Annotated in this window: 20 protein-coding genes; 3 read left to right on the top strand and 17 right to left on the bottom strand. The window is 35.6% G+C overall.

What is annotated here, in order from left to right:
• The first annotated feature begins 75 nt into the window (after positions 1–75).
• A complete protein-coding gene (locus tag MJG50_RS11105) occupies positions 76–264 on the top strand; it encodes a YjzD family protein (RefSeq protein ID WP_240255754.1) in 189 nt (62 codons plus the stop codon).
• Between the two features lie 41 nt (positions 265–305).
• Here MJG50_RS11105 and MJG50_RS11100 read toward each other — a convergent pair whose 3' ends face one another.
• The 12 genes from MJG50_RS11100 to MJG50_RS22160 form a co-directional block, all read right to left on the bottom strand.
• Positions 306–485 (bottom strand): YjzC family protein, encoded by a 180-nt coding sequence (locus tag MJG50_RS11100; RefSeq protein ID WP_240255752.1) that lies wholly within the window; start codon positions 483–485, stop codon positions 306–308.
• Between the two features lie 82 nt (positions 486–567).
• Entirely contained in the window at positions 568–1,569 is a 1,002-nt protein-coding gene (gene argF, locus MJG50_RS11095; protein WP_275695584.1) for an ornithine carbamoyltransferase, read from the bottom strand.
• Complete coding sequence (gene carB / locus MJG50_RS11090) at positions 1,524–4,661, bottom strand: carbamoyl-phosphate synthase (glutamine-hydrolyzing) large subunit (protein ID WP_240255750.1); 3,138 nt, start codon at positions 4,659–4,661, stop codon at positions 1,524–1,526. The genes argF and carB overlap by 46 nt, the downstream gene beginning before the upstream one ends.
• A gap of 114 nt (positions 4,662–4,775) precedes the next feature.
• A complete protein-coding gene (gene argD, locus MJG50_RS11085; RefSeq protein ID WP_240255748.1) occupies positions 4,776–5,927 on the bottom strand; it encodes an acetylornithine transaminase in 1,152 nt (383 codons plus the stop codon).
• On the bottom strand, positions 5,928–6,704 hold the full coding sequence (argB, locus tag MJG50_RS11080) for an acetylglutamate kinase (RefSeq protein WP_240255746.1): 777 nt from the start codon (positions 6,702–6,704) through the stop codon (positions 5,928–5,930). It lies immediately after the preceding gene.
• Between the two features lie 13 nt (positions 6,705–6,717).
• Complete coding sequence (argJ, locus tag MJG50_RS11075; protein WP_240255744.1) at positions 6,718–7,944, bottom strand: bifunctional ornithine acetyltransferase/N-acetylglutamate synthase; 1,227 nt, start codon at positions 7,942–7,944, stop codon at positions 6,718–6,720.
• A 15-nt stretch (positions 7,945–7,959) separates the two neighbouring features.
• A complete protein-coding gene (gene argC, locus MJG50_RS11070) occupies positions 7,960–9,003 on the bottom strand; it encodes an N-acetyl-gamma-glutamyl-phosphate reductase (RefSeq protein WP_240255742.1) in 1,044 nt (347 codons plus the stop codon).
• 176 nt (positions 9,004–9,179) lie between these two features.
• Positions 9,180–9,413: a molybdopterin converting factor subunit 1 gene (gene moaD, locus MJG50_RS11065; protein WP_240255740.1), complete on the bottom strand. Its 234-nt coding sequence runs from the start codon at positions 9,411–9,413 to the stop codon at positions 9,180–9,182.
• Entirely contained in the window at positions 9,410–9,883 is a 474-nt protein-coding gene (locus MJG50_RS11060) for a molybdenum cofactor biosynthesis protein MoaE (protein WP_240255738.1), read from the bottom strand. Before MJG50_RS11060 ends, moaD begins: the two co-directional genes overlap by 4 nt.
• Positions 9,884–9,932: 49 nt before the next feature.
• Positions 9,933–10,451, bottom strand: coding sequence for a molybdopterin-guanine dinucleotide biosynthesis protein B (mobB, locus tag MJG50_RS11055; protein WP_240255736.1), 519 nt, complete (start codon positions 10,449–10,451; stop codon positions 9,933–9,935).
• Complete coding sequence (locus tag MJG50_RS11050; protein ID WP_240255734.1) at positions 10,436–11,704, bottom strand: molybdopterin molybdotransferase MoeA; 1,269 nt, start codon at positions 11,702–11,704, stop codon at positions 10,436–10,438. Before MJG50_RS11050 ends, mobB begins: the two co-directional genes overlap by 16 nt.
• 67 nt (positions 11,705–11,771) lie before the next feature.
• Positions 11,772–12,734, bottom strand: coding sequence for a methyl-accepting chemotaxis protein (locus MJG50_RS22160; protein ID WP_275695583.1), 963 nt, complete (start codon positions 12,732–12,734; stop codon positions 11,772–11,774).
• A gap of 192 nt (positions 12,735–12,926) precedes the next feature.
• Between MJG50_RS22160 and ric the strand changes: the two genes are divergently transcribed.
• The gene (gene ric / locus MJG50_RS11040; protein ID WP_240255732.1) at positions 12,927–13,634 is read left to right on the top strand and encodes an iron-sulfur cluster repair di-iron protein; all 708 of its coding nucleotides are present in this window, start codon (positions 12,927–12,929) and stop codon (positions 13,632–13,634) included.
• Between the two features lie 300 nt (positions 13,635–13,934).
• On the top strand, positions 13,935–14,633 hold the full coding sequence (locus MJG50_RS11035) for a Crp/Fnr family transcriptional regulator (RefSeq protein ID WP_240255730.1): 699 nt from the start codon (positions 13,935–13,937) through the stop codon (positions 14,631–14,633).
• Positions 14,634–14,823: 190 nt separating this feature from the next.
• Here MJG50_RS11035 and MJG50_RS11030 read toward each other — a convergent pair whose 3' ends face one another.
• The 5 genes from MJG50_RS11030 to MJG50_RS11010 all read right to left on the bottom strand — a co-directional run bounded on the left by MJG50_RS11030 (position 14,824) and on the right by MJG50_RS11010 (position 19,384).
• The gene (locus MJG50_RS11030; protein WP_240255728.1) at positions 14,824–16,002 is read right to left on the bottom strand and encodes an MFS transporter; all 1,179 of its coding nucleotides are present in this window, start codon (positions 16,000–16,002) and stop codon (positions 14,824–14,826) included.
• A 140-nt stretch (positions 16,003–16,142) separates the two neighbouring features.
• Positions 16,143–16,739: a hypothetical protein gene (locus MJG50_RS11025; protein WP_240255726.1), complete on the bottom strand. Its 597-nt coding sequence runs from the start codon at positions 16,737–16,739 to the stop codon at positions 16,143–16,145.
• A 14-nt stretch (positions 16,740–16,753) separates the two neighbouring features.
• Positions 16,754–17,383: an SCO family protein gene (locus MJG50_RS11020; RefSeq protein ID WP_240255724.1), complete on the bottom strand. Its 630-nt coding sequence runs from the start codon at positions 17,381–17,383 to the stop codon at positions 16,754–16,756.
• Complete coding sequence (locus MJG50_RS11015; protein ID WP_240255722.1) at positions 17,349–18,845, bottom strand: cbb3-type cytochrome c oxidase subunit I; 1,497 nt, start codon at positions 18,843–18,845, stop codon at positions 17,349–17,351. Before MJG50_RS11015 ends, MJG50_RS11020 begins: the two co-directional genes overlap by 35 nt.
• A gap of 14 nt (positions 18,846–18,859) precedes the next feature.
• Complete coding sequence (locus MJG50_RS11010; protein ID WP_240255720.1) at positions 18,860–19,384, bottom strand: cupredoxin domain-containing protein; 525 nt, start codon at positions 19,382–19,384, stop codon at positions 18,860–18,862.
• Positions 19,385–19,416: the final 32 nt, after the last annotated feature.

Here is a 19,416-nt window from a genome sequence, read left to right as displayed (position 1 = left end):
GAAATTGATATAAGGTGTGGTAAAATAGATGAAGATGTTTAACTTTATTCGACTGCAGTAACGAGGTGAAAATCAATGCGTTATATTTGGACAATCATCTGGACATTTTTATTAATTCAAATGTCGGCATATGTAATCGGTTCCATGCAAAGTGCTACATATAGCTTCAAGACTGTTTCTATTGTTTCTTTAGTAGTAGTAGTTCTTATCTTCATCATCGGGGCACTTATTCCAGACGAACCAGTGGAAAATGCACAACATTAAAAAAAAGACCTATTAAGGTCTTTTTTTCGTATATCTAGTTTTTATGGTTTTCTTTTGTATGACCATTTACGATTATGGTTTGAATTCTCTGGGAAAGGGTCACCGGCTTGAAGCTTTACACTTTTCGGATTTTTCACCATATCACCTGTTTCTCCAATTTCAACGTAAATACCATTATTCGGTGCCTTTTGTCCTGCTCGAAACTCATGACTTTGCCCCATCATAATCCTCCTTCAGAAATAATATATCATTACTATTCCCACGACAACGTAAAATCATGACATGTCGAACCAATAAAAAATTTCATTCTAAAATTGTTTTTAGCAAGGCTTTTTGTACATGTAATCGATTGCCCGCTTGTTGGAAAACAATCGAATTTGGACCGTCAATAATTTCAGAAGTTACTTCCTCACCACGTTTAGCAGGAAGACAATGCATAAATTGATAATCACCTTTTGCATTTTTCACTAAATCTGTATTTACTTGATAACTAGAAAAGGATTCTGTTCTTATTTGTTTTTCTTGTTCTTGCCCCATACTCGCCCATACATCCGTATAGATGAAGTCTGCATCCTTTACTGCATGAATTGGATCATGACATATTTCAATTTTTGCATGTGTCTGCTCCGCTATTTCTTGTGCGTATGAAATAATTTCTGGCATTGGTTCAAAGTTTGGCGGACAAGCTATTGTACAATTTAACCCCACTTTTGCTGCTCCAATTAATAAGGAATGAGCTACATTATTTCCATCACCAATATAGACAAGCTTACTTCCTTCAAATGTTCCTTTTTCTTCATATATCGTTAATAAATCTGCCAGTGCTTGACATGGATGAAAGTCCTTTGTTAGACCATTTATGACTGGAATACTTGCATGGTTTGCTAATTCAACTACTTTTTCATGTTCAAAAGTACGGATCATAATCGCATCGACATATTGTGATAGTGTATTTGCAGTATCACCAATTGTTTCACCTCTCCCCAGTTGGAGGTCATTACTTGTTAAAAATAGTGCACTTCCCCCAAGCTGTAACATTCCTGCTTCAAATGAAACCCTCGTACGTGTTGATGGTTTCTCAAATATCATAGCGAGTATTTTTCCTTTTAAATAAGGTGTCTCAATCTTTTGTTTGTACTTTTCTTTTAAATCTATAGCCAAATCAAGTATATACATAATTTCTTCTTTGGATAAGTTTTTAAGTGTTAATAAATCCTGCCCCTGCAATGAGATTTTCTTCGTTTGTTCCTTAATTAAATTCAATTGACCATCACTTCTTTCTTTTTCAGATAGTTTCCTTGCCATTCTTGAATAGAAATAACCGAATACTTAGCATCCTGACAAAATTGATAAGCTTGTAAAAACGCTTCAACTGTTTCAATTTGAGTAAACACTTGTAGTCTTTTCGCACTCGCCATTATTTTCTGTTGGATGCTATCTGCGTCATTTTTAAAAGATATGTATGCTAGTGCTCGAGGGCTATTCATCCAACTGTTAAAATCTATATTCTCCTTAACCACTAATCCTGCTTGCTGAATGGATTTGAATAAATGATGTAAAGAAGTAGAATCAAATTCATCAGTATATTCTATAAAAATCTCTGTCGCATCTTTTTTATTTTGAAAATAACTTTCGAATACTTTTCCAAATGCTTCTTCTACTGTTTTCCCAATGCTAATTCCTTCTCCAGTCGACTTCATTTCTGGTCCAACTGTCGGATTACCTTGAAGCTTGTTTGTAGAAAAGACAGGAAATTTCACTGTATAAAAAGGTAGGTCAGATAAAATACCATTTTCTTTTGTAACATCTTTTAATAATTTCCCGAGTAATAATTCAGTAGCGTATTGAATCATTGGAACACCTGTAACCTTACTTACTATAGGAACTGTTCGGCTTGCCCGGGGATTAACCTCCAAGCAATAGATTTCATTTTGGCTAATTGCAAATTGAATATTCATTATTCCAACGAAATTTAGCTTCTTTATAATTCTTTCTGCATAATTAGCTATTGTATTCTTTTCTTTCATTGTTAAAGAATTTGCTGGGATTACGGCATAACTATCACCTGAATGTACACCCGCTTTTTCAATATGCTCGATAATTGCAGGGATAAGAATGTTACTTCCATCTGATAAAAGATCAACATCATATTCTTTTCCATTAACAAATGCATCAATTAAAATTGGAAATGGTAGTTGTGATGACTTATTAGTAAATACTTGTAACTCTTCTTCATTCTTTACAATAACCATTCCTTGACCACCAATGACATATGATGGTCTTAATACTATTGGAAACCCCAGTTGTTTTGCCTTTTTTGTTAATTCATTTCTATCACTAGCTATCTTCCCACTTACATGTGGGATGTCTAACTCCTCAAGAAGTCTGTAGAAACTGTCACGATCTTCTAGTTGATCAATAACAAATTGAGTAGTACCGACGATTGCTACACCAGCATTTTCAAGTCCCTCTGCTAAATTTATCGATGTTTGCCCACCATATTGAACAATTACTTTCTCAACATTCTCAGCTTCAACCACATGTAAGACATCTTCAAGAGTGAGCGGTTCAAAAAATAGTTTATCGGCAATTTCAAAATCAGTGCTTACTGTTTCAGGATTATTATTGATAATCAAGGTTTCATATCCTGCTGCTTGCAATGATAAAATACCATGGACAGAGCTATAATCAAACTCAATCCCTTGACCAATTCGAATTGGACCAGAACCGATAATTAATACTTTAGGTTTGTTGGAGGTATATAGATCGCTTTTACCACTATAGCTTGAATAGTAATAACTTCCATGACCTGATTCCCCTTGCGGATAAGTAATTACTTTTTTATAAATTGGATATATCCCTAGCTCGTTTCTGACTTGACGAATATCTCCTTCGTCCTTATTAATAAGTTCTGCAATATACTGATCTGAAAAGCCCAATTCTTTCACCTTTTGTACAAACTCATACGTAAAGTCATCTATCGTTTTTTTGCTTATTTCAGCTTCCATGTTAATTAAGGATTGAAAAATTTTTAGAAAATACATATCAATCGAAGTCCATTTATGAATGTCATCAAGTGGAGTATCTCTTCTAATCAGTTCTAAAATAGCGAAAAAACGATTCTCATGCCCCTCTTGAGCGTATTGTTGTAATTCCTCGGTTTGTTTTCCAGAAATTCTATTTAGTCGTAAATAATGATGTTCACCATCCAATGAGTTAACCGCTTTTTGAATGGCTCTTTCAAAATTACAATCAAGTGCCATGACCTCACCTGTAGCTTTCATTTGCGTACCCAACACATGTGACACATTTGGGAATTTATCAAATGCAAAGCGTGGAAATTTTACAACTACATAGTCTAGTTGAGGTTCGTCACAGGTGAAATCTTTGCCTAATAACTCATGTAATGTATATCCTACAGCAAGCTTAGCTGTTATTTTGGCAATCGGAAATCCGGTTGCCTTTGATGCTAATGCGGATGATCGGCTTACCCTAGGGTTAACCTCAATTAAATAATAATTTTTCGTAATTGAATCTAAAGCAAATTGAATGTTACACCCTCCGACAATACCTAATTCAGAGATAATTTTCATTGATGATACTCTCAACATTTCAAGTTCATCATTTGTTAATGTTTGAGCAGGTGCTACAACGATAGAATCACCGGTATGAATACCGACTGGATCAATATTTTCCATCGTACAAATCGTCATACAATTATTTTTTTCATCACGGATAACCTCAAATTCAATTTCTTTCAATCCTGAAATGCTCTTTTCAATCAAACATTGAGATATCGGACTTTCTGATAATCCATTTGATGTAAGCTGGATTAACTCTTCAATATTTTTGGCAATCCCACCGCCTGTTCCACCTAATGTGTACGCTGGACGAACAATTACAGGAAAACCAGTATCTTTTGTAAAACTCACTGCCTCTGTAGTGTTCGTTACAATAAGACTACTAGGGACCGGTTCATTTAATTCATACATCAAATTTCGAAATGCCTCCCGATCCTCTCCCTTTTTAATAGCATCAATTGAAGTCCCAATTACGTTTACATTATATTTATCAAGGATTCCTTTTTCATGAAGTTGAAAAGCAAGATTTAATCCTGTCTGACCTCCTATAGTTGGAAGTAGAGCATCTGGTCTTTCTTTCTCGATGATCTGTTCAAGACTATTTAAAGTTAATGGTTCGAAATAAACAACATCAGCATTTACTTCATCTGTCATTATCGTTGCTGGATTGTTATTTACTAAAATAATCTTATATCCTTCTTCTTTTAATGCACGACATCCTTGTGTCCCCGAATAATCAAATTCAGCTGCTTGACCTATTACAATTGGTCCAGAGCCAATAATGAGGATAGATTGTATTGATGTGTTTTTTGGCATATAACCATCTCCTCTCACAATATTGCATATTTATTAATATAAAAGTATTTTTATGCATTTACCATTAAAAAAAATAACTTTGCTCTTTTTACACTAGCCCCTGTGGGGGTATTATCAATTAATCCCCACATTTACAAGTGTTTCTTCAATCAAGTTTACTGCCTTATCAATTTCTTCATAAGATACAGTCAATGGCGGCAATAATCGAATCACATTTTGACCTGCTGGTAAAACGAGCAAGCCATTATTTCGAATAGCTGTAATTGCTTGAACGACTTCACTTTGACATGCAATTCCTTGAATTAACCCTTTTCCACGGACCTCCGTCATCCATGATTGGTCACCTAGAATTTCATTTAGTTTTTTACTCAAATATTCACCTTTTTCCTCAACGTCAAGCATAAACTCATCATGAAAGATAATATCGAGTGTTGCTTTTGCAGCTGCCAATGATATTAGGTTTCCACCAAAGGTTGATCCATGCGTACCAGGCCCAAATGCCTCCCGTAAATACTCTTTACCAAGCATTGCACCAATTGGTAAACCACTACCTAGTCCTTTTGCTAGTGTCATTATATCAGGTGAGATATTAAAATGTTGATAAGCAAATGCTTTCCCAGTTCGGCCAATTCCGGTTTGTACTTCATCGATAATAAATAAGGCTCCAAATTTCTGACACAGATTTTGTATTGTTTCTAGGAATTCTGCTGATGCTGGAATAACTCCACCTTCCCCTTGAATAACTTCAACAAGAATTGCAGCAACCGTATCATCCATCTCTTTTTCTAATTGCTCACAATCATTATATGGTAGATATACAAACTCTTGTAAAAGTGGTCCAAATCCAGAATGAATTTTATCCTGTCCAGTAGCAGCCATCGTTCCAAATGTCCGACCATGAAATGATTGTTTAAACGTAATGACCTTTGATTTTTGGGTATATTTACGTGCCAGCTTTAATGCTGCTTCGTTCGCTTCAGCACCACTATTACAGAAAAAAACAGAATCCATATCACAATTTTCCACAAGCTTCCCAGCAACCTCTTGCTGAAGTTCAGTATGAAAAAGATTTGATACATGCCAAAATTTATCGAGCTGTTGTTGAATCGCTTGTTGCACAACTGGGTTACGATGACCTAAATTGCAGACAGCAATTCCCGATACGAAATCTAAATATTCCTTTCCAGACTTATCGATTATTTTTGACCCTTCAGCAATCTCAACTACAATGTCCCATTTTGCATATGTTGGAAATAACGCATCCATTTAAACCACCTCGAGCTCTTTAACAATTTTTGTTCCTTTCAAACTTCCATCTAATGCTAGTAACGAGTCCTTACCATTAATAATTGTTATTTCATGCAACTGGCCTGTTGAAAGAGCCTGAAGAGCTGCCTTTACTTTAGGAATCATTCCACCGTAAATCGTTCCATCTTCTATAAGCTCATCAACTTCATTTGTATTTAAATATGGTACTACTTCACCATCTTTAAGTATTCCAGATACATCTGTTACAAATAGTAAGTGTTTTGCATTTAGAGCAATCGCTACACTTGCAGCCGCAGTATCAGCATTGATGTTATACTTATTAAAATCATCTGCAATACCAATTGGCGAAAGAACTGGAAGGTAGTTTTTCCTTAAAAGACCTTCTAAAAAATTGCTATTAACATGGGTTACCTCACCAACAAACCCCAGCTTTTCATAATCAATTGCTTTTGCAGAAAGGATGTTAACGTCAGTACCAGCTAATCCTACTGCATTAATCCCCATTTTAGATAAATTATTTACTAGACTTTTATTAACCTTACCAGATAAAACCATTTCAACAACCTCTAATACCTCAGCTGTTGTTCTCCTTAAACCATTCACAAACTCACTTTTTATTTGCAGCTGATTCAGCATTGTTTCGATTTCTGGTCCACCTCCGTGAACAATCACGATTTGAAAGCCTTTTTGCTGCAATTCTTTAATACTTGTAAAAAATTCATCCGATAACTTTGCTAGTATACTCCCACCGCATTTTATTACAATCGTATTCAATGATTTGCACTCCTCATGTCCGGTAGCTTGCATTTATTTTGATATAATCATAGGTTAAGTCACATCCCCATGCTGTTCCATTACCACTTCCGAGATTAAGGTCAACATGAATAATAACATCCTTATTTTCCAAGTATTCTTTGGCAAGCTCTTCTGAAAAAGAATGTGGTTGACTAGCCTTTAACATTTGGATATCCCCAATTGAAATATCGACAATATCTGGATTAACTGTTGCATCACTGTGACCAATCGCCCCAATAATTCTTCCCCAGTTTGCATCGGCTCCGTATATAGCTGTCTTTACTAGATTTGAGCCAACAATCTTTTTCGCAATAATTCTTGCTTCATCATCCGACATTGCACCCGTTACATTAACTTCAACTAGTTTGGTTGCACCTTCACCATCTCTAGCAATCTGTTTTGCAAGGTCTTCAAAGGTTGAATGAAGAGCTAGTAAGAAGTTATCCCAATCTGGGTGATTGGGTGTAAGCTGTTCGGTATCAGTCATCCCACTTGCCATGACTAATACCATATCATTCGTTGACGTTTCCCCATCAACTGTAATCTGATTAAAGGTAACATCCGTAATTGATTTCATTGCCTCATGAAGTACAGCAGATTCAATTTTTGCATCTGTTGTAATGAAGCCAAGCATCGTCGCCATATTTGGGTGAATCATCCCTGAACCCTTTGCAGCACCCGCAACAGTGACTGTTTGTTCATTAATAGTCGTTTGATAACATGCCTTTTTCATTACTAGATCCGTAGTCAATATAGCGGTTTGAAAATCCTTTGCTGCTTCGTTACTATTGATTGGAGAAAGCATACCTATTCCATTGCTTATTTTATCCATTTGCAGCAATTCCCCAATCACACCAGTAGAAGCAACAGCTACATGATGATCCAAATATCCAAAATGATTTGCTGTCAGTGCTCTCATTTCATAAGCATCCTTCAAGCCTTGTGCACCTGTACATGCATTCGCACAGGCACTATTAATGACAACAGCCTGCAGTTTATTTTCAACGGCTATACTATCCTTAGTTACCTGTAGTGGTGCTGCTTGAAAATGACTTTGTGTGTATACAGCTGCACAACTTGCTGGTACATCACATGTAATGACACCTAAGTCTTTTTTTGCATATCGTAATCCAGCATGAACACCTGCAGTTTTAAAACCTTTAGGTGTCACGATTGACCCCTCTTCTACTTTCACTACATGAATATCTTTCGTATACATCCCGCAACACCCCTCCTAAATGTAAATAGGTATGTGGTCTAATCCTGCCCGTTCATCGAAATCAAACATTAGATTTGCATTTTGGACAGCCTGACCAGCAGCACCTTTCATTAAATTATCGATTACCGAAACGACTGTTATTCTTCCAGTACGATTATCATATGCGATACCGATATCACAATAATTTGTTCCATATACTTCTTTTGTTCCTGGAAAATTACCAGGTTCTCTTACTCTAACAAAATGGGAATCTTCGTAAGTTGTTTTATATAAGTCAACAAGTTGTTCTGTACTTCCTACAGATTTATTTGCATTTGCGTATGTTGTCGCCATGATTCCTCTTGTCATCGGTACTAAATGTGTATTAAAAGTAATAAACGGAATATTTTCATTCCAAATTGAAAGCACTTGTTCAATTTCTGGAATATGTTGATGTTGATTTACTTTATAGATTGTTAGATTATCATTCGTTTCCACAAAATGAGTAACTCTTGATAGGCTTTTTCCAGCACCCGAAACACCTGATTTTGCATCTGTAACGATTGAACGTTCATCAATGAGTTTACTCTTAACTAGTGGAGCCAATCCTAGTAATGTGGCCGTAGGATAACAACCAGGATTTGAAATAAATCTACAATTTCTTATGTCTTCCTTATTCCATTCGGTCAATCCATAGATTGCTTTATTTATATCTTCTTGTGCTGGGGCAGGGTGCTTATACCATTTTTCATATGTATTCGGATTGTTTAGTCGATAATCCCCAGATAAATCAATAATTTTCACTTCATATTGGAGCAGCTCTGGAATAATTTTTGATGATATCCCAGATGGTGTTGCAATGAATACAAGATCAACTTCATTAGCAATCTTTGAAATATTAATATCTTCTAGTTCATCAGAAATGATATTTTTTAAATGTGGATATATTCCAGCTAAATTAACCCCACTTTGTGATGAAGAATGAATTGAATGAATCCTAATATTTGGGTGATTTAATAATAATCGTACTAACTCAATACCACTATATCCTGTAACACCAATTATTGCTGCCTTCTTCATTATATCCTCCTTCATTTATATTCACTGTTTAAATTATTTTCCATTATAAGTCCGTATAAAAATAAAATCAATTGTATTTTTATTAAATATTATTTTAAACATCAAAAAACAGGTATTCTCACTAATGAGCGTACCTGTTTTATAGATAAAGTGTTGGGAATATAAAAACAATGATATTAACCGCCACTAACTGGCGGAATTAATGCAACAGTGTCTCCAGCTTTGATTACGTCAATGTCAATTGCGTATTCTTCATTGATTGCAAACATAATCTGATTAAGGTTTTTAAATTCATATCGTTTCTCAAGTTCTGTCTTAAGTTCCGTTACTGACATACTTTCCAAATCTAATGTTATTTTTTCTGAACCAACGACCTCCTGTAAATGAGCAAAAAATAAAACTGTAATCATTTTATGTCCTCCTCCTCAGGATAACCTGTTGAGTATTGTTTTGTTTCTAACTGGTCACCTATCCACATTTCTCCATCTTCCCAATGTTCTTTTTTCCATATTGGTACAATTTGTTTTATTCTTTCAATGGCATATTCATTTGCAGCATATGCATCCTTGCGATGTGGAGTGGAGACTGCGATAACGACAGCAATCTCAGAAATTTCAAGCCGGCCTATTCGATGTGTTATCGCTGTTTTAGCCTCAGGCCATTTTTCTGATATTTCTTTACCTATTTCAGTAAGTTTTTTTTCTGCCATCGGAATGTATGCATCATATTCCAAACGTAATGTTCGTCTTCCCTTTGTAAATTCGCGTACTGTTCCAATGAAGGTTGTGATTGCTCCAGCTTCCCGTCGCACAACCTTATTAGTAACTTCCTCAATATTAATTGGATTTCTTGTTATCATGTACAATTGATTGTTGTTCATTAACTTCCCTCACTACCTGTAAAGTGCGTGTTCAAAAAGGAGGATTTTGTCAGACTTTTTGAACGTTATCTTCAAATAACCAATCAAGATATTTTTCTTCATCCTTTATATTAAATATTGTAAAATTCCCTTGAATGGGAATCCATGAGATAACAGCGACAATATTTTGTAGGATTGTTAATAGTTCCAAATCTTTTTTCTCCCTAATTAATACTATTTTAGGGAAATTAGCTGTTTTATAGCCTTCAATGATTATCATATCGTGTTCAAAATAAGAATAAAGCTTAATGATGTCATCTAATTTCCATTGTGATATGTTAGTAGCTTCAAGCTGAAGCATTCCTCCACCTTCAACAGTCGAGATGACAGCTCCAGCTTTTCGATGTTTTATAGAATCTGTATTTTGATTAAATGGCTTTAATTCACTCATATGCCCATGGTGTTTTATTGTTGCCATTTTACAGTGATTCAAACTACCTTTTCTAACAATCTTTTCAACAAGTGTCGTTTTCCCGCTATTTTGAAAGCCTACAACTTGTAATATTGGATATTTTACACCCACGGCCACTGGCTTCCCTCTTGATCCTCTAAAAATAAGACATCGACATCCATTCCCTTTTCGAAGCCTCTTGTTCCGCCAGGCAATACCATTAATCCGTTTGCATCTACAAGTGATGACACGACATTGGATTTATCAAGGCCACTTGGTTTTACCCGCACTTTCCCCTCATCAAAGCTTATTTTACTTCTAACAAACCGAGTAAATGGGTTTGGCTTTGGAAAATCAGCATCTAGAACTGCCTTCATTTTCATTAAATGTGGTTTCGAAGAAAATAACATTGTTCGAACTATAGGTTTAACAAATAATTCGAAGCCAACATAACATGCAGATGGATTACCAGATAATCCAAACAGAAGTTTCCCATTCAATTGGGCTACCGTTGTGACGCTTCCAGGTCTCATCGCAACTTTATCAAAGAGAACCTCTGCACCTAACTTTTCATAAATGGCAGGTAAATAATCATAATCCCCAACAGATACCCCTCCAGTAGTGATCATAATATCAACTTGATCTAATGCATTCTTAATTGCTTCGTAGCATACATCAAAATCATCAGTAAGCTTTCCGAAATATTTTGGCAATGCCCCGGCTCTTTCAATTTGAGCATTGATCATGTATGCATTACTATTTCTTATTTTTCCTGGGACAAGTTCTTCGTGTACGTCTAGCAATTCAGTACCAGTCGCATAGATCCCTACCACTGGCTTTTTTGCTACATCGACTTGGTCATAGCCAAATGTAGCCAGAAGTGCCTTAACTCCAGGGTTAATAAATACCCCTTTTCCAACTAAGACTGAGCCCTTTGTTGTATCTTCCCCTTGAAATGAGATATTGTCTCCGGACCGAAACGGCCTTTTAATTGACATATATTTTTTTCCTTCACGTTCATACTCAGTTGTTAATTCAATCATTACAACTGCATCACATTCAGTAGGCATTTGAGCACCAGTCATTATTCGTATTGCTTGAAAGGATTCCACTTTTTTTGTAGCAACAAATCCGGCTCCTATTTCTTCAATTACCTCAAATTCAATAGGATGATTTTGACTAGCTATTTCGGAATCAGATGCTCGAATTGCATATCCATCATATGGAGAACGATCAAAAGGAGGTACATCATGATCCGCTCTTAAGTCTTCAGCTAAAAACCTACCAAAGCTATCATCTAGTGAAATCGTTTCTTTTTCACCCTTATTTGCAAATGCTAGAACTTTAGAAACTGCTTCTGGAACTGGAATCGGAGTTCTTCTTTCAACCATTTCTTTCACTCTTTTCTAATGAATTCATTTTACTGTAGCCTTATTCATAGGAACGGCAAAAAAACAACTATTTACTTGCTGTCATTTCACTAAGTTGTGTAATACCTTTTTCTAATTTATTATCAACTATTCTTGCATCATCAATATGCTGATGAATTAAGTCATTCGCCTCAACAAATAAATCCTTAGTTGTTGAAATTTCACTCATAACACCTTCTGAATACTCCTTTTGTTCCTCAATCGTTGCTAATACTACTTTGATTTCATTTTGTACGGAACTAATTACAGCTAAAATATAGTCAATTTTTTCTGTCGTCTTAGAGCCAACATCTACACCTGATTTAACAAGATTTGTACTATTAGTGGTAGAAAGTAATGAATCATCAATTTCTGTCTGAATGGCTTTTGTTAATGTACTTATATGTTCAGTACTCTCTGCCGTACTTTCTGCTAACTTACGAACTTCAGAAGCGACTACAGAGAAGCCTTTACCATGTTCACCTGCTCTGGCTGCCTCAATTGATGCATTAAGAGCTAATAGATTCGTTTGATCTGCAATGTCCTTAATGACCTTCACAATATTTTCAATTTCTTTTGAACGATTGCTTAATTGATTCATCTTTACAGATGTATCTGTTAGCTGATCTCCCAGTTGCTTCATAATCTCTTCAACTTTTGATACTTGTTCGCGCCCTTCTTTTGATTTCATAACCATATCTTCGGCAGAAGTAAGTAATGAATGACCATTTTCGTATAATTTTAATGAATTCTTATTTGAGAGTAGACTTAAATTCTCAACTGAATCAAATTTCTCTTTTATTTTTCCGACCAAGTCTCCTAATACATGGTGCTGACCATTTACGTGTTCATGCTGTTCAACAGTTGTTAACAATTCATGATAAAACTCTTTTATAAATGTATTTATATATTCTCTTTGGAATTCTCTTTCTTCATTTAATCTTTTAACTTCTTCATGAAGTTGTTTATTTTCGCTAATTAGATCCTTATTCTGTGATTTGTACGTAAACATAGCTGTTCAGCTCCCTGTCCCTTTTCTTCTATTTATAAATGTACCAAGTATTAAAGTTTAGTTATGTGACTAAAATCACATGAAAAATGTAGAAATTCTTTCGTAAGTGTGATTCTTATCACCTCATCACCTTTCATAAAAAGATATCCTTTATTTAGAATACTATAGTTCAACTATTAGGAGGTAATAAAAATGGAACAAACATTTAATGAACAACATATAATTGGCGAAATTGTTACAGCATTCCCTAAAGCAGGTGATCTTTTCAAAAAACTCCGAATTGACTTTTGCTGCGGAGGTAATCGACCTTTAATCGAAGCAATTGAAGAAAGAAACTTATCCAAAGATGAAGTACTTGAAAAACTAAATGGTCTTTACAATGAAATGAAAGCTATGAATGAATCTGAGATTGATTGGAAAGCTACTAGCTATTCTGAATTAATTGACCATATCGTAAATAAACACCACCGTTATTTGAATGAAGAATTACCGCAGCTTAGCCCATATGTGACAAAGGTACTTCGTGTTCATGGTGCAAATCATCCACACTTAGTAAGGGTTCATAAATTATTTAATCAATTAAAGGCTGAACTTGAAGAGCATACAATTAAAGAAGAAACTGATTCTTTCCCACTTATATTACAATTTGAAAAAGAACATACGAAAGAAAATCATGAACTAGTAAAAAAACATGTTGCTGAATTAGAAGGCGACCATGATGAAGCCGGTACAATCATTAAAGAAATTCGTGATATTACAAATGACTTCCAACCACCAGTTGGTGCATGTGGAACATACCGTCTTGTATACCAGCGCTTAGAAGCTTTAGAGGCAGATTTATTCCAACACATTCATCTAGAGAATAATATCCTGTTTCCTAGAGCAGCTGCTGCAATTTAAGAACAAAAGCGCAAGCGCCTTGATTTAAAGGATCGTCGACTAAAATCCGCCACGTCCTGTGGCGAACGTCGACGTCAGCACGTCCTGTGCAAGTCCGACAAGCAAATGTTCTGATGCAAAAAAGTCGCTCTTTGACTTTTCTTGCATCAGGTTATTTGTCCTCGAGGGCCTAGGCGCTGGAGCTGAACGTAAAAAAACGTTATACACGAGGACAAACTAAAAGGGCTGACCAAATCAGCCCTTTTTTTCAGAATAAAGCTTAACTTTAAGAATCTTTAACTAGCAATGGAGGTGTAGTCCTTGTATCAAGAACTTTTACAAAAGATAGAAATACTAAAAAATTTACCAGAAGATACATTAAATATCATTGGAAAAAGCCTAAAAACGATAAACTATCAACGAGGGAATATGATATTTTCCGAATTTGATATAGCGAAAGGTGTTTATTTTGTAAAATCTGGGGTTGTTCGTTTAACAAAAGGAGACCATACTGGTAAGGAAATTGTAGTATGTATTAAAAAAGCAGGTGAATTATTTGCAGAAGCTTGTTTATTTACGGAGGAAGGAACACTTTATCCCGCTACCGCTACAATGATACAAGAGGGAGATGTGCTTTTTCTAAAAACAGCTGACCTTGAAAGGGAGCTCTTCATCAATCCAGAGCTAGGCATCGAAATTATTCGTTATATGAGTTACCAGTTAAGAGGATTTACAACTACATTACGTGATATTGCATTACTCGATGTGTACAGTAAAACAATTTCTGCACTAGATCGATTAGCAAAAGACTTCGGTGAAAAAAATGGGTATGGTGTAAATATCGAACTGCCATTGACAATCCAGGAATTTGCAAACTTAATTGGTGCAAGACGCGAAAGTGTGAGTCGTGTCTTTTCAAAGCTCCGTAGTGATAATATCATCACGATACACGAAAGAAAAATTGTAATTTCAGATTGGTGTAGATTTTGTACAATGTATCGAATGCAAATGTTTGCCTAATAGAAAAGCGCAAGCGCCTTGTTCAGCCCCGACAAGCAAATGTTCTGTGGCGAGAAAGTCGCTCTTTGACTTTTCTTGCCACAGGTTATTTGACCTCGAGGGGCTAGGCGCTGGAGCTAGACAACCAGAAAATTACTGGAGCTAGACAAAGAAAAAGATTGAGAATTTAGTTTCTCAATCTTTTTTTTTATTAAGCTGGATCAAATTCATATACTTTTTCTTTTTGCTTTTTATCAAACATAAATCTATTTACAATTAAGCAAACAATAGCGAGAACGCCAAGTAAGATAAACCCAAGTACATAATTACCTGTCACGTCTTTAACAATTCCCATTAGGATAGGAGGGAAAAATCCTCCTAATCCACCCCAAGCTCCGACAATACCTGTTACCGCACCTGTTGCTTTTGGGAATAGATCTGGGACAAGCTTAAAGACTGATCCATTACCTAATCCAGCCATAATCGCGATAAAGATAACGCCAATACGCATGATAACAATATCCTTCATTCCGAAGGCAACTACAATTGCACCGATTGCAATTCCCATGTAGACAAATGTTAATATTTTACCAGCACTAATTTTATCTGCTAAGAGTCCTCCAATTGGTCGGGTCAGTGTTGCTACTACTACAAAACCCGCTGCTCTAAGTCCAGCATCAACCGGTGATAGTCCATATAAATCTGTTAATAGTGAAGGTAAGTATATCCCTAGAGCAACAAATGAACCAAATGTAACGAAATAAAACAGAGATAAAGTCCAAGTATTTTTATATTTTAAAACCGATAATGAGCTTAATATTGTAGTATGCTCAGTAGGCTTTGGAGTTTCTGGTGTGAAAAACCAAACTAAGATAATCATAGCAACTATTGGGATAATTAATCCCCAAAATGCCCACTGAACTCCAAATGCAACAGCAATTGTTGGAATTACAAAACCCGCAATTGCAGTTCCGATATTTCCCATCGCATTTATTCCAAGCGCTGTTCCTTGTTTTTGTGGTGGAGTTAATTTTGATACAAACGCAATTGAGATCGCAAATGAGGTACCCGCCATACCGATAAAGAACGCCCAAAACATCAGAACTGCAAAACTATTTGCGAACCCTGCTCCAATAAGTGGGATAATCGTAAATAGTAATAATACAGTAAACATCTTTCTTCCGCCATAGCGGTCTGTTAAGATCCCTAACGGTATACGCATGATTGATCCTAATAGGACAGGTATTGCTACTAAAATACTTTTTTGAGTTGATGTTAAATGATACATTTCTTGAAAGGTGCTTGCCAATGGAGAAAGAACTGCCCATACCGTAAATGCAAATGTCATCGCAATTGTTGTTACAGGTAATACTAATTTTTGTTTATTCATGTTATCCACCTCAAAGTGAAATAAATTTGTTAACACTATAATATGAGGTAAATAAAAATAGAAATGTGAAGTAAATCACATTTCTACACACTGTCATACTTCATTCAAATCTTTTTGACTTATTTTCAACTTAATAAAAATTATGCTTGACGGTTTGATTTTCCATGAATAAAATATTTCACTGATTTTCCTGTGAATAACCTAATGATAAAATATAAACAGAGCGCAAACCCAATGTATAAAAAAGCTTTTCCTAGTTGCTGTTGAGCAGTTACCAAATAATTATTACATAATCTAACTGGTGATGCTAAATAAAGCCAGCTCATTACAAATATCATCGAAATAAGATTTGCCCATATAAATGATTTTGAAATAGGACCAAGTAACTTCCAGCTCTCATACAAAGGTACACCAACAAGTAATGGCAAGCTTGCATATTTCATAAGCTCCATCAATGGTTCATTTAAAGCTGCATCTATTGCTCTCGGTAGACTCCAATATGAAACGATAAACACTACTAATAATATTCCAGGAATCCCATTTTCATTAAAGGATTGAGTTATCTTACTCCACTTGCTAGTTAGTCCCATCGCACAAAGAAATCCACTTACTACTAACAGAGGAATTTGTACAAGCATTGTTCCAACCATACTTGATTCTAACAAGTGGCGTACAAAAGGCAAAGAAAGGACCAAGAATAAAGATAAGCCCATTATAGAAAATTGATAGCGTGCCATAAGTTCACCTACTTTTATAGAACAGCATCTAAATATGTCAATACGGATTGCGGTCTTTGAAAATCAAAAATATTAGTTAATTTTCCATCAGGATTTATGACATAAAATGCTGAGTTATGCTCGTATCCCCCGTACTCATTCGGGATAACGATCACTTCTAATGTATCTAATACATCTTTAAGCTCTTTTACGTCTTGAATTGTTACCATTTTCCAAGCAATTCCATCAGCACCATAGTAATTACCATAAGTCTTAAGTGTTTCTGGTGTGTCCCTTTCTGGATCGAAGCTAATACTTAACATTAAAACTTCATCCCCGAGGACTTCCTTTGGAATACCATTATAAATTTCTGCAAAATTACTCTCTAAAACTGGGCATAAATCACCACAAGCTGTATACATAAATGTTAACAATAAGTATTTTCCTTTTATGTCATCAATTCGAAAATTTTCACCCTCTGAATCGATTAATGTAGCCATAGGGAGCTCCGGTTGCTCCCTTTGTAGATGAATAAACCTAGCAGTTTCAGCGGTATATGCACGAAATCCATCGGTCCCTAGCCATAATAACGAAAAACCAGCTATCACGACCAATAAAATTGAAATACCTTTACGCATGGCTACTTGGATCGATTCTCTCTTCAAACTTATGGTCAATTTTACCATCGAACGATTTTGTAAATCCAATGAATCGAATGACAAATGTTAAAACTGCCAAAATGACAAATGTTCCAAATACAGCACCAATACGGTCAAATGCTATCCATTCAGGAAAATGCTCTGCCCAACGTCTCGGAGCACTTACCTTTCCGGAGAATAGGAATGAACCACATAGTCCTAGGAAGAACATTACATACACCCAAAAACTAATATAATCCACATTACCTGCTTTTTCTTTACCATTTACTTTAGCTAAATAATACATAAATCCGAATAACATCGCTGTTGCACCTAGTCCCATATACATATGGAAATGTCCTGGTACCCATTTTGTATTATGCATAACATGATTAATTACGATTGTTGCATCAACAATTGCTGGCACAACTCCAATTACCCAACCAAACATTGATAAAAAGATAAAGGATGAACCAATGTCCCATTTAATACCTGAACGATAAACAATCATTAGTGCACCATATGCTGTAACAACCAATACTGGAAGTCCATTCGCATAAGATAACGCCTGTCCCATAATAATCATCCATTTTGGAAGAGCAAAATCCATTAATAAATGGTGAGGATAAATAATGATTGTAAAGATTGTTGATAAATTCCAAGCAATTAAGAAAGGACGATTTGCTTTCCACGGCCGCTTTGTATACATTGCAAGGATTTCATACACTGCAATAACACCCATATAAATAACGGAGTTTGCAAATATATGTCCAAACGCATATGTTAAGTTTTTGGCAAGGAGTGGATCAATCTTAATTGATGGTATAAATAAATTGATCAAACTCATAACGATTACACTTGCTCCAGCAACTAATGCAGTAATATTGACGATAGAAACCATTGTACTTGCGACAACCGCCGCTGGAGGTCCATAACCTTTTTTCCTTCCGAATACAATTGACCATCCTAGACCGCCACCTAAGCTACCATATTGCTTAATAATACCTCTTGCTGTCTCTAAATAAAGTAATAAAAAGCCAATTCCGATTAAAAGCATCCCAATTAAATATAGTGCTGCACCTGTTAATCCCCAGCCACCACCAGAGATAGCAGGTAAAGGATATAAAAATGTCCATGCCCCTGCAAAATCAAATGCGAAAATACCTACTAAAACTAAAACGACACCAACAATAAAGAAGATAAAATTAGCTATTAGAATACCCTTATTAAGCTGTACATACTTACTTAAGAAATACCACATAATGGCTGAAGCAGCTAATGCCGATGCACCGACCATCCCTGTACCATGCACAGTTAAAATTTCATAGAAAAAGCCTGGATCCACATCAATTAGCTTTCCCTGTGCTAAAAGCATCAGAACACCGAATACCATCATTAGTAAAATGACGACACTACCTATTAATAAATACAAGTTAATTATTTTACTCTGGGAAGCTGCATTTCCTCCCTGTGAATTCGTATTAGACATGCAATCATCCCCCTTTATTCTGTTACTGTAATTTCACCAATCATTATATGGTGAGCAAGTCCACAATACTCCATACAAAGAATTTGATAGGTACCTGGCTTATCAAATGTGTAAAAAACAGTATTCGTGTAATTTGGCATTGCTTGTGTTTGCGCTAGTAAAGTCATACTTTCATCATAAAGCCCAAAACCATGATTAACATCTTCACTTGTGATATCAAACTCAATAGGTTCCCCAACCTTAAACTCTGTTTGACTTAGATTCCAGCCAAATTGAATGGCCTTAACATCTACGATAACTGGATTTTCGTCTGCACCATATACAGGTCTTTCAAATGGTAAGTCAGATAAAGTAAAGTATGAGACCGTTCCCATAATAATGAGCAGAGCTACGAAGTAAATATTCCGAAAGCGATACCATTTCTTTTGAATTGGCTCATAATCCTTGCGTCTTGCTGTGTTCAATACAACAAATAAAAATACCCCTACAATAAAAATCATTAAAATGAGTGAAACATACCATGCCAACGTCTGGTACAAATTCTTTCCCTCCTAAATCATATAAAATTCAA

It is taken from the genome of Fredinandcohnia quinoae (assembly GCF_022427965.1).
Lineage (GTDB): Bacteria > Bacillota > Bacilli > Bacillales > Bacillaceae_L > Ferdinandcohnia > Ferdinandcohnia quinoae.
Note: the sequence above shows the minus strand (reverse complement) of the source record. Positions and strands in the feature narration are given on the sequence as shown.

Coding starts and splice junctions, on each gene's coding strand:
- moaD (WP_240255740.1), bottom strand. CDS start 9,413: ATGATTACAGTTTTATTTTTTGCTCATTTACAGGAGGTCGTTGGTTCA.
- MJG50_RS11050 (WP_240255734.1), bottom strand. CDS start 11,704: ATGGTTGAAAGAAGAACTCCGATTCCAGTTCCAGAAGCAGTTTCTAAA.
- MJG50_RS11100 (WP_240255752.1), bottom strand. CDS start 485: ATGGGGCAAAGTCATGAGTTTCGAGCAGGACAAAAGGCACCGAATAAT.
- MJG50_RS11015 (WP_240255722.1), bottom strand. CDS start 18,845: ATGTCTAATACGAATTCACAGGGAGGAAATGCAGCTTCCCAGAGTAAA.
- MJG50_RS11105 (WP_240255754.1), top strand. CDS start 76: ATGCGTTATATTTGGACAATCATCTGGACATTTTTATTAATTCAAATG.
- MJG50_RS11030 (WP_240255728.1), bottom strand. CDS start 16,002: ATGAATAAACAAAAATTAGTATTACCTGTAACAACAATTGCGATGACA.
- argD (WP_240255748.1), bottom strand. CDS start 5,927: ATGGATGCGTTATTTCCAACATATGCAAAATGGGACATTGTAGTTGAG.
- MJG50_RS11060 (WP_240255738.1), bottom strand. CDS start 9,883: ATGAACAACAATCAATTGTACATGATAACAAGAAATCCAATTAATATT.
- ric (WP_240255732.1), top strand. CDS start 12,927: ATGGAACAAACATTTAATGAACAACATATAATTGGCGAAATTGTTACA.
- MJG50_RS22160 (WP_275695583.1), bottom strand. CDS start 12,734: ATGTTTACGTACAAATCACAGAATAAGGATCTAATTAGCGAAAATAAA.
- MJG50_RS11025 (WP_240255726.1), bottom strand. CDS start 16,739: ATGGCACGCTATCAATTTTCTATAATGGGCTTATCTTTATTCTTGGTC.
- carB (WP_240255750.1), bottom strand. CDS start 4,661: ATGCCAAAAAACACATCAATACAATCTATCCTCATTATTGGCTCTGGA.
- argF (WP_275695584.1), bottom strand. CDS start 1,569: ATGGCAAGGAAACTATCTGAAAAAGAAAGAAGTGATGGTCAATTGAAT.
- argJ (WP_240255744.1), bottom strand. CDS start 7,944: ATGTATACGAAAGATATTCATGTAGTGAAAGTAGAAGAGGGGTCAATC.
- argC (WP_240255742.1), bottom strand. CDS start 9,003: ATGAAGAAGGCAGCAATAATTGGTGTTACAGGATATAGTGGTATTGAG.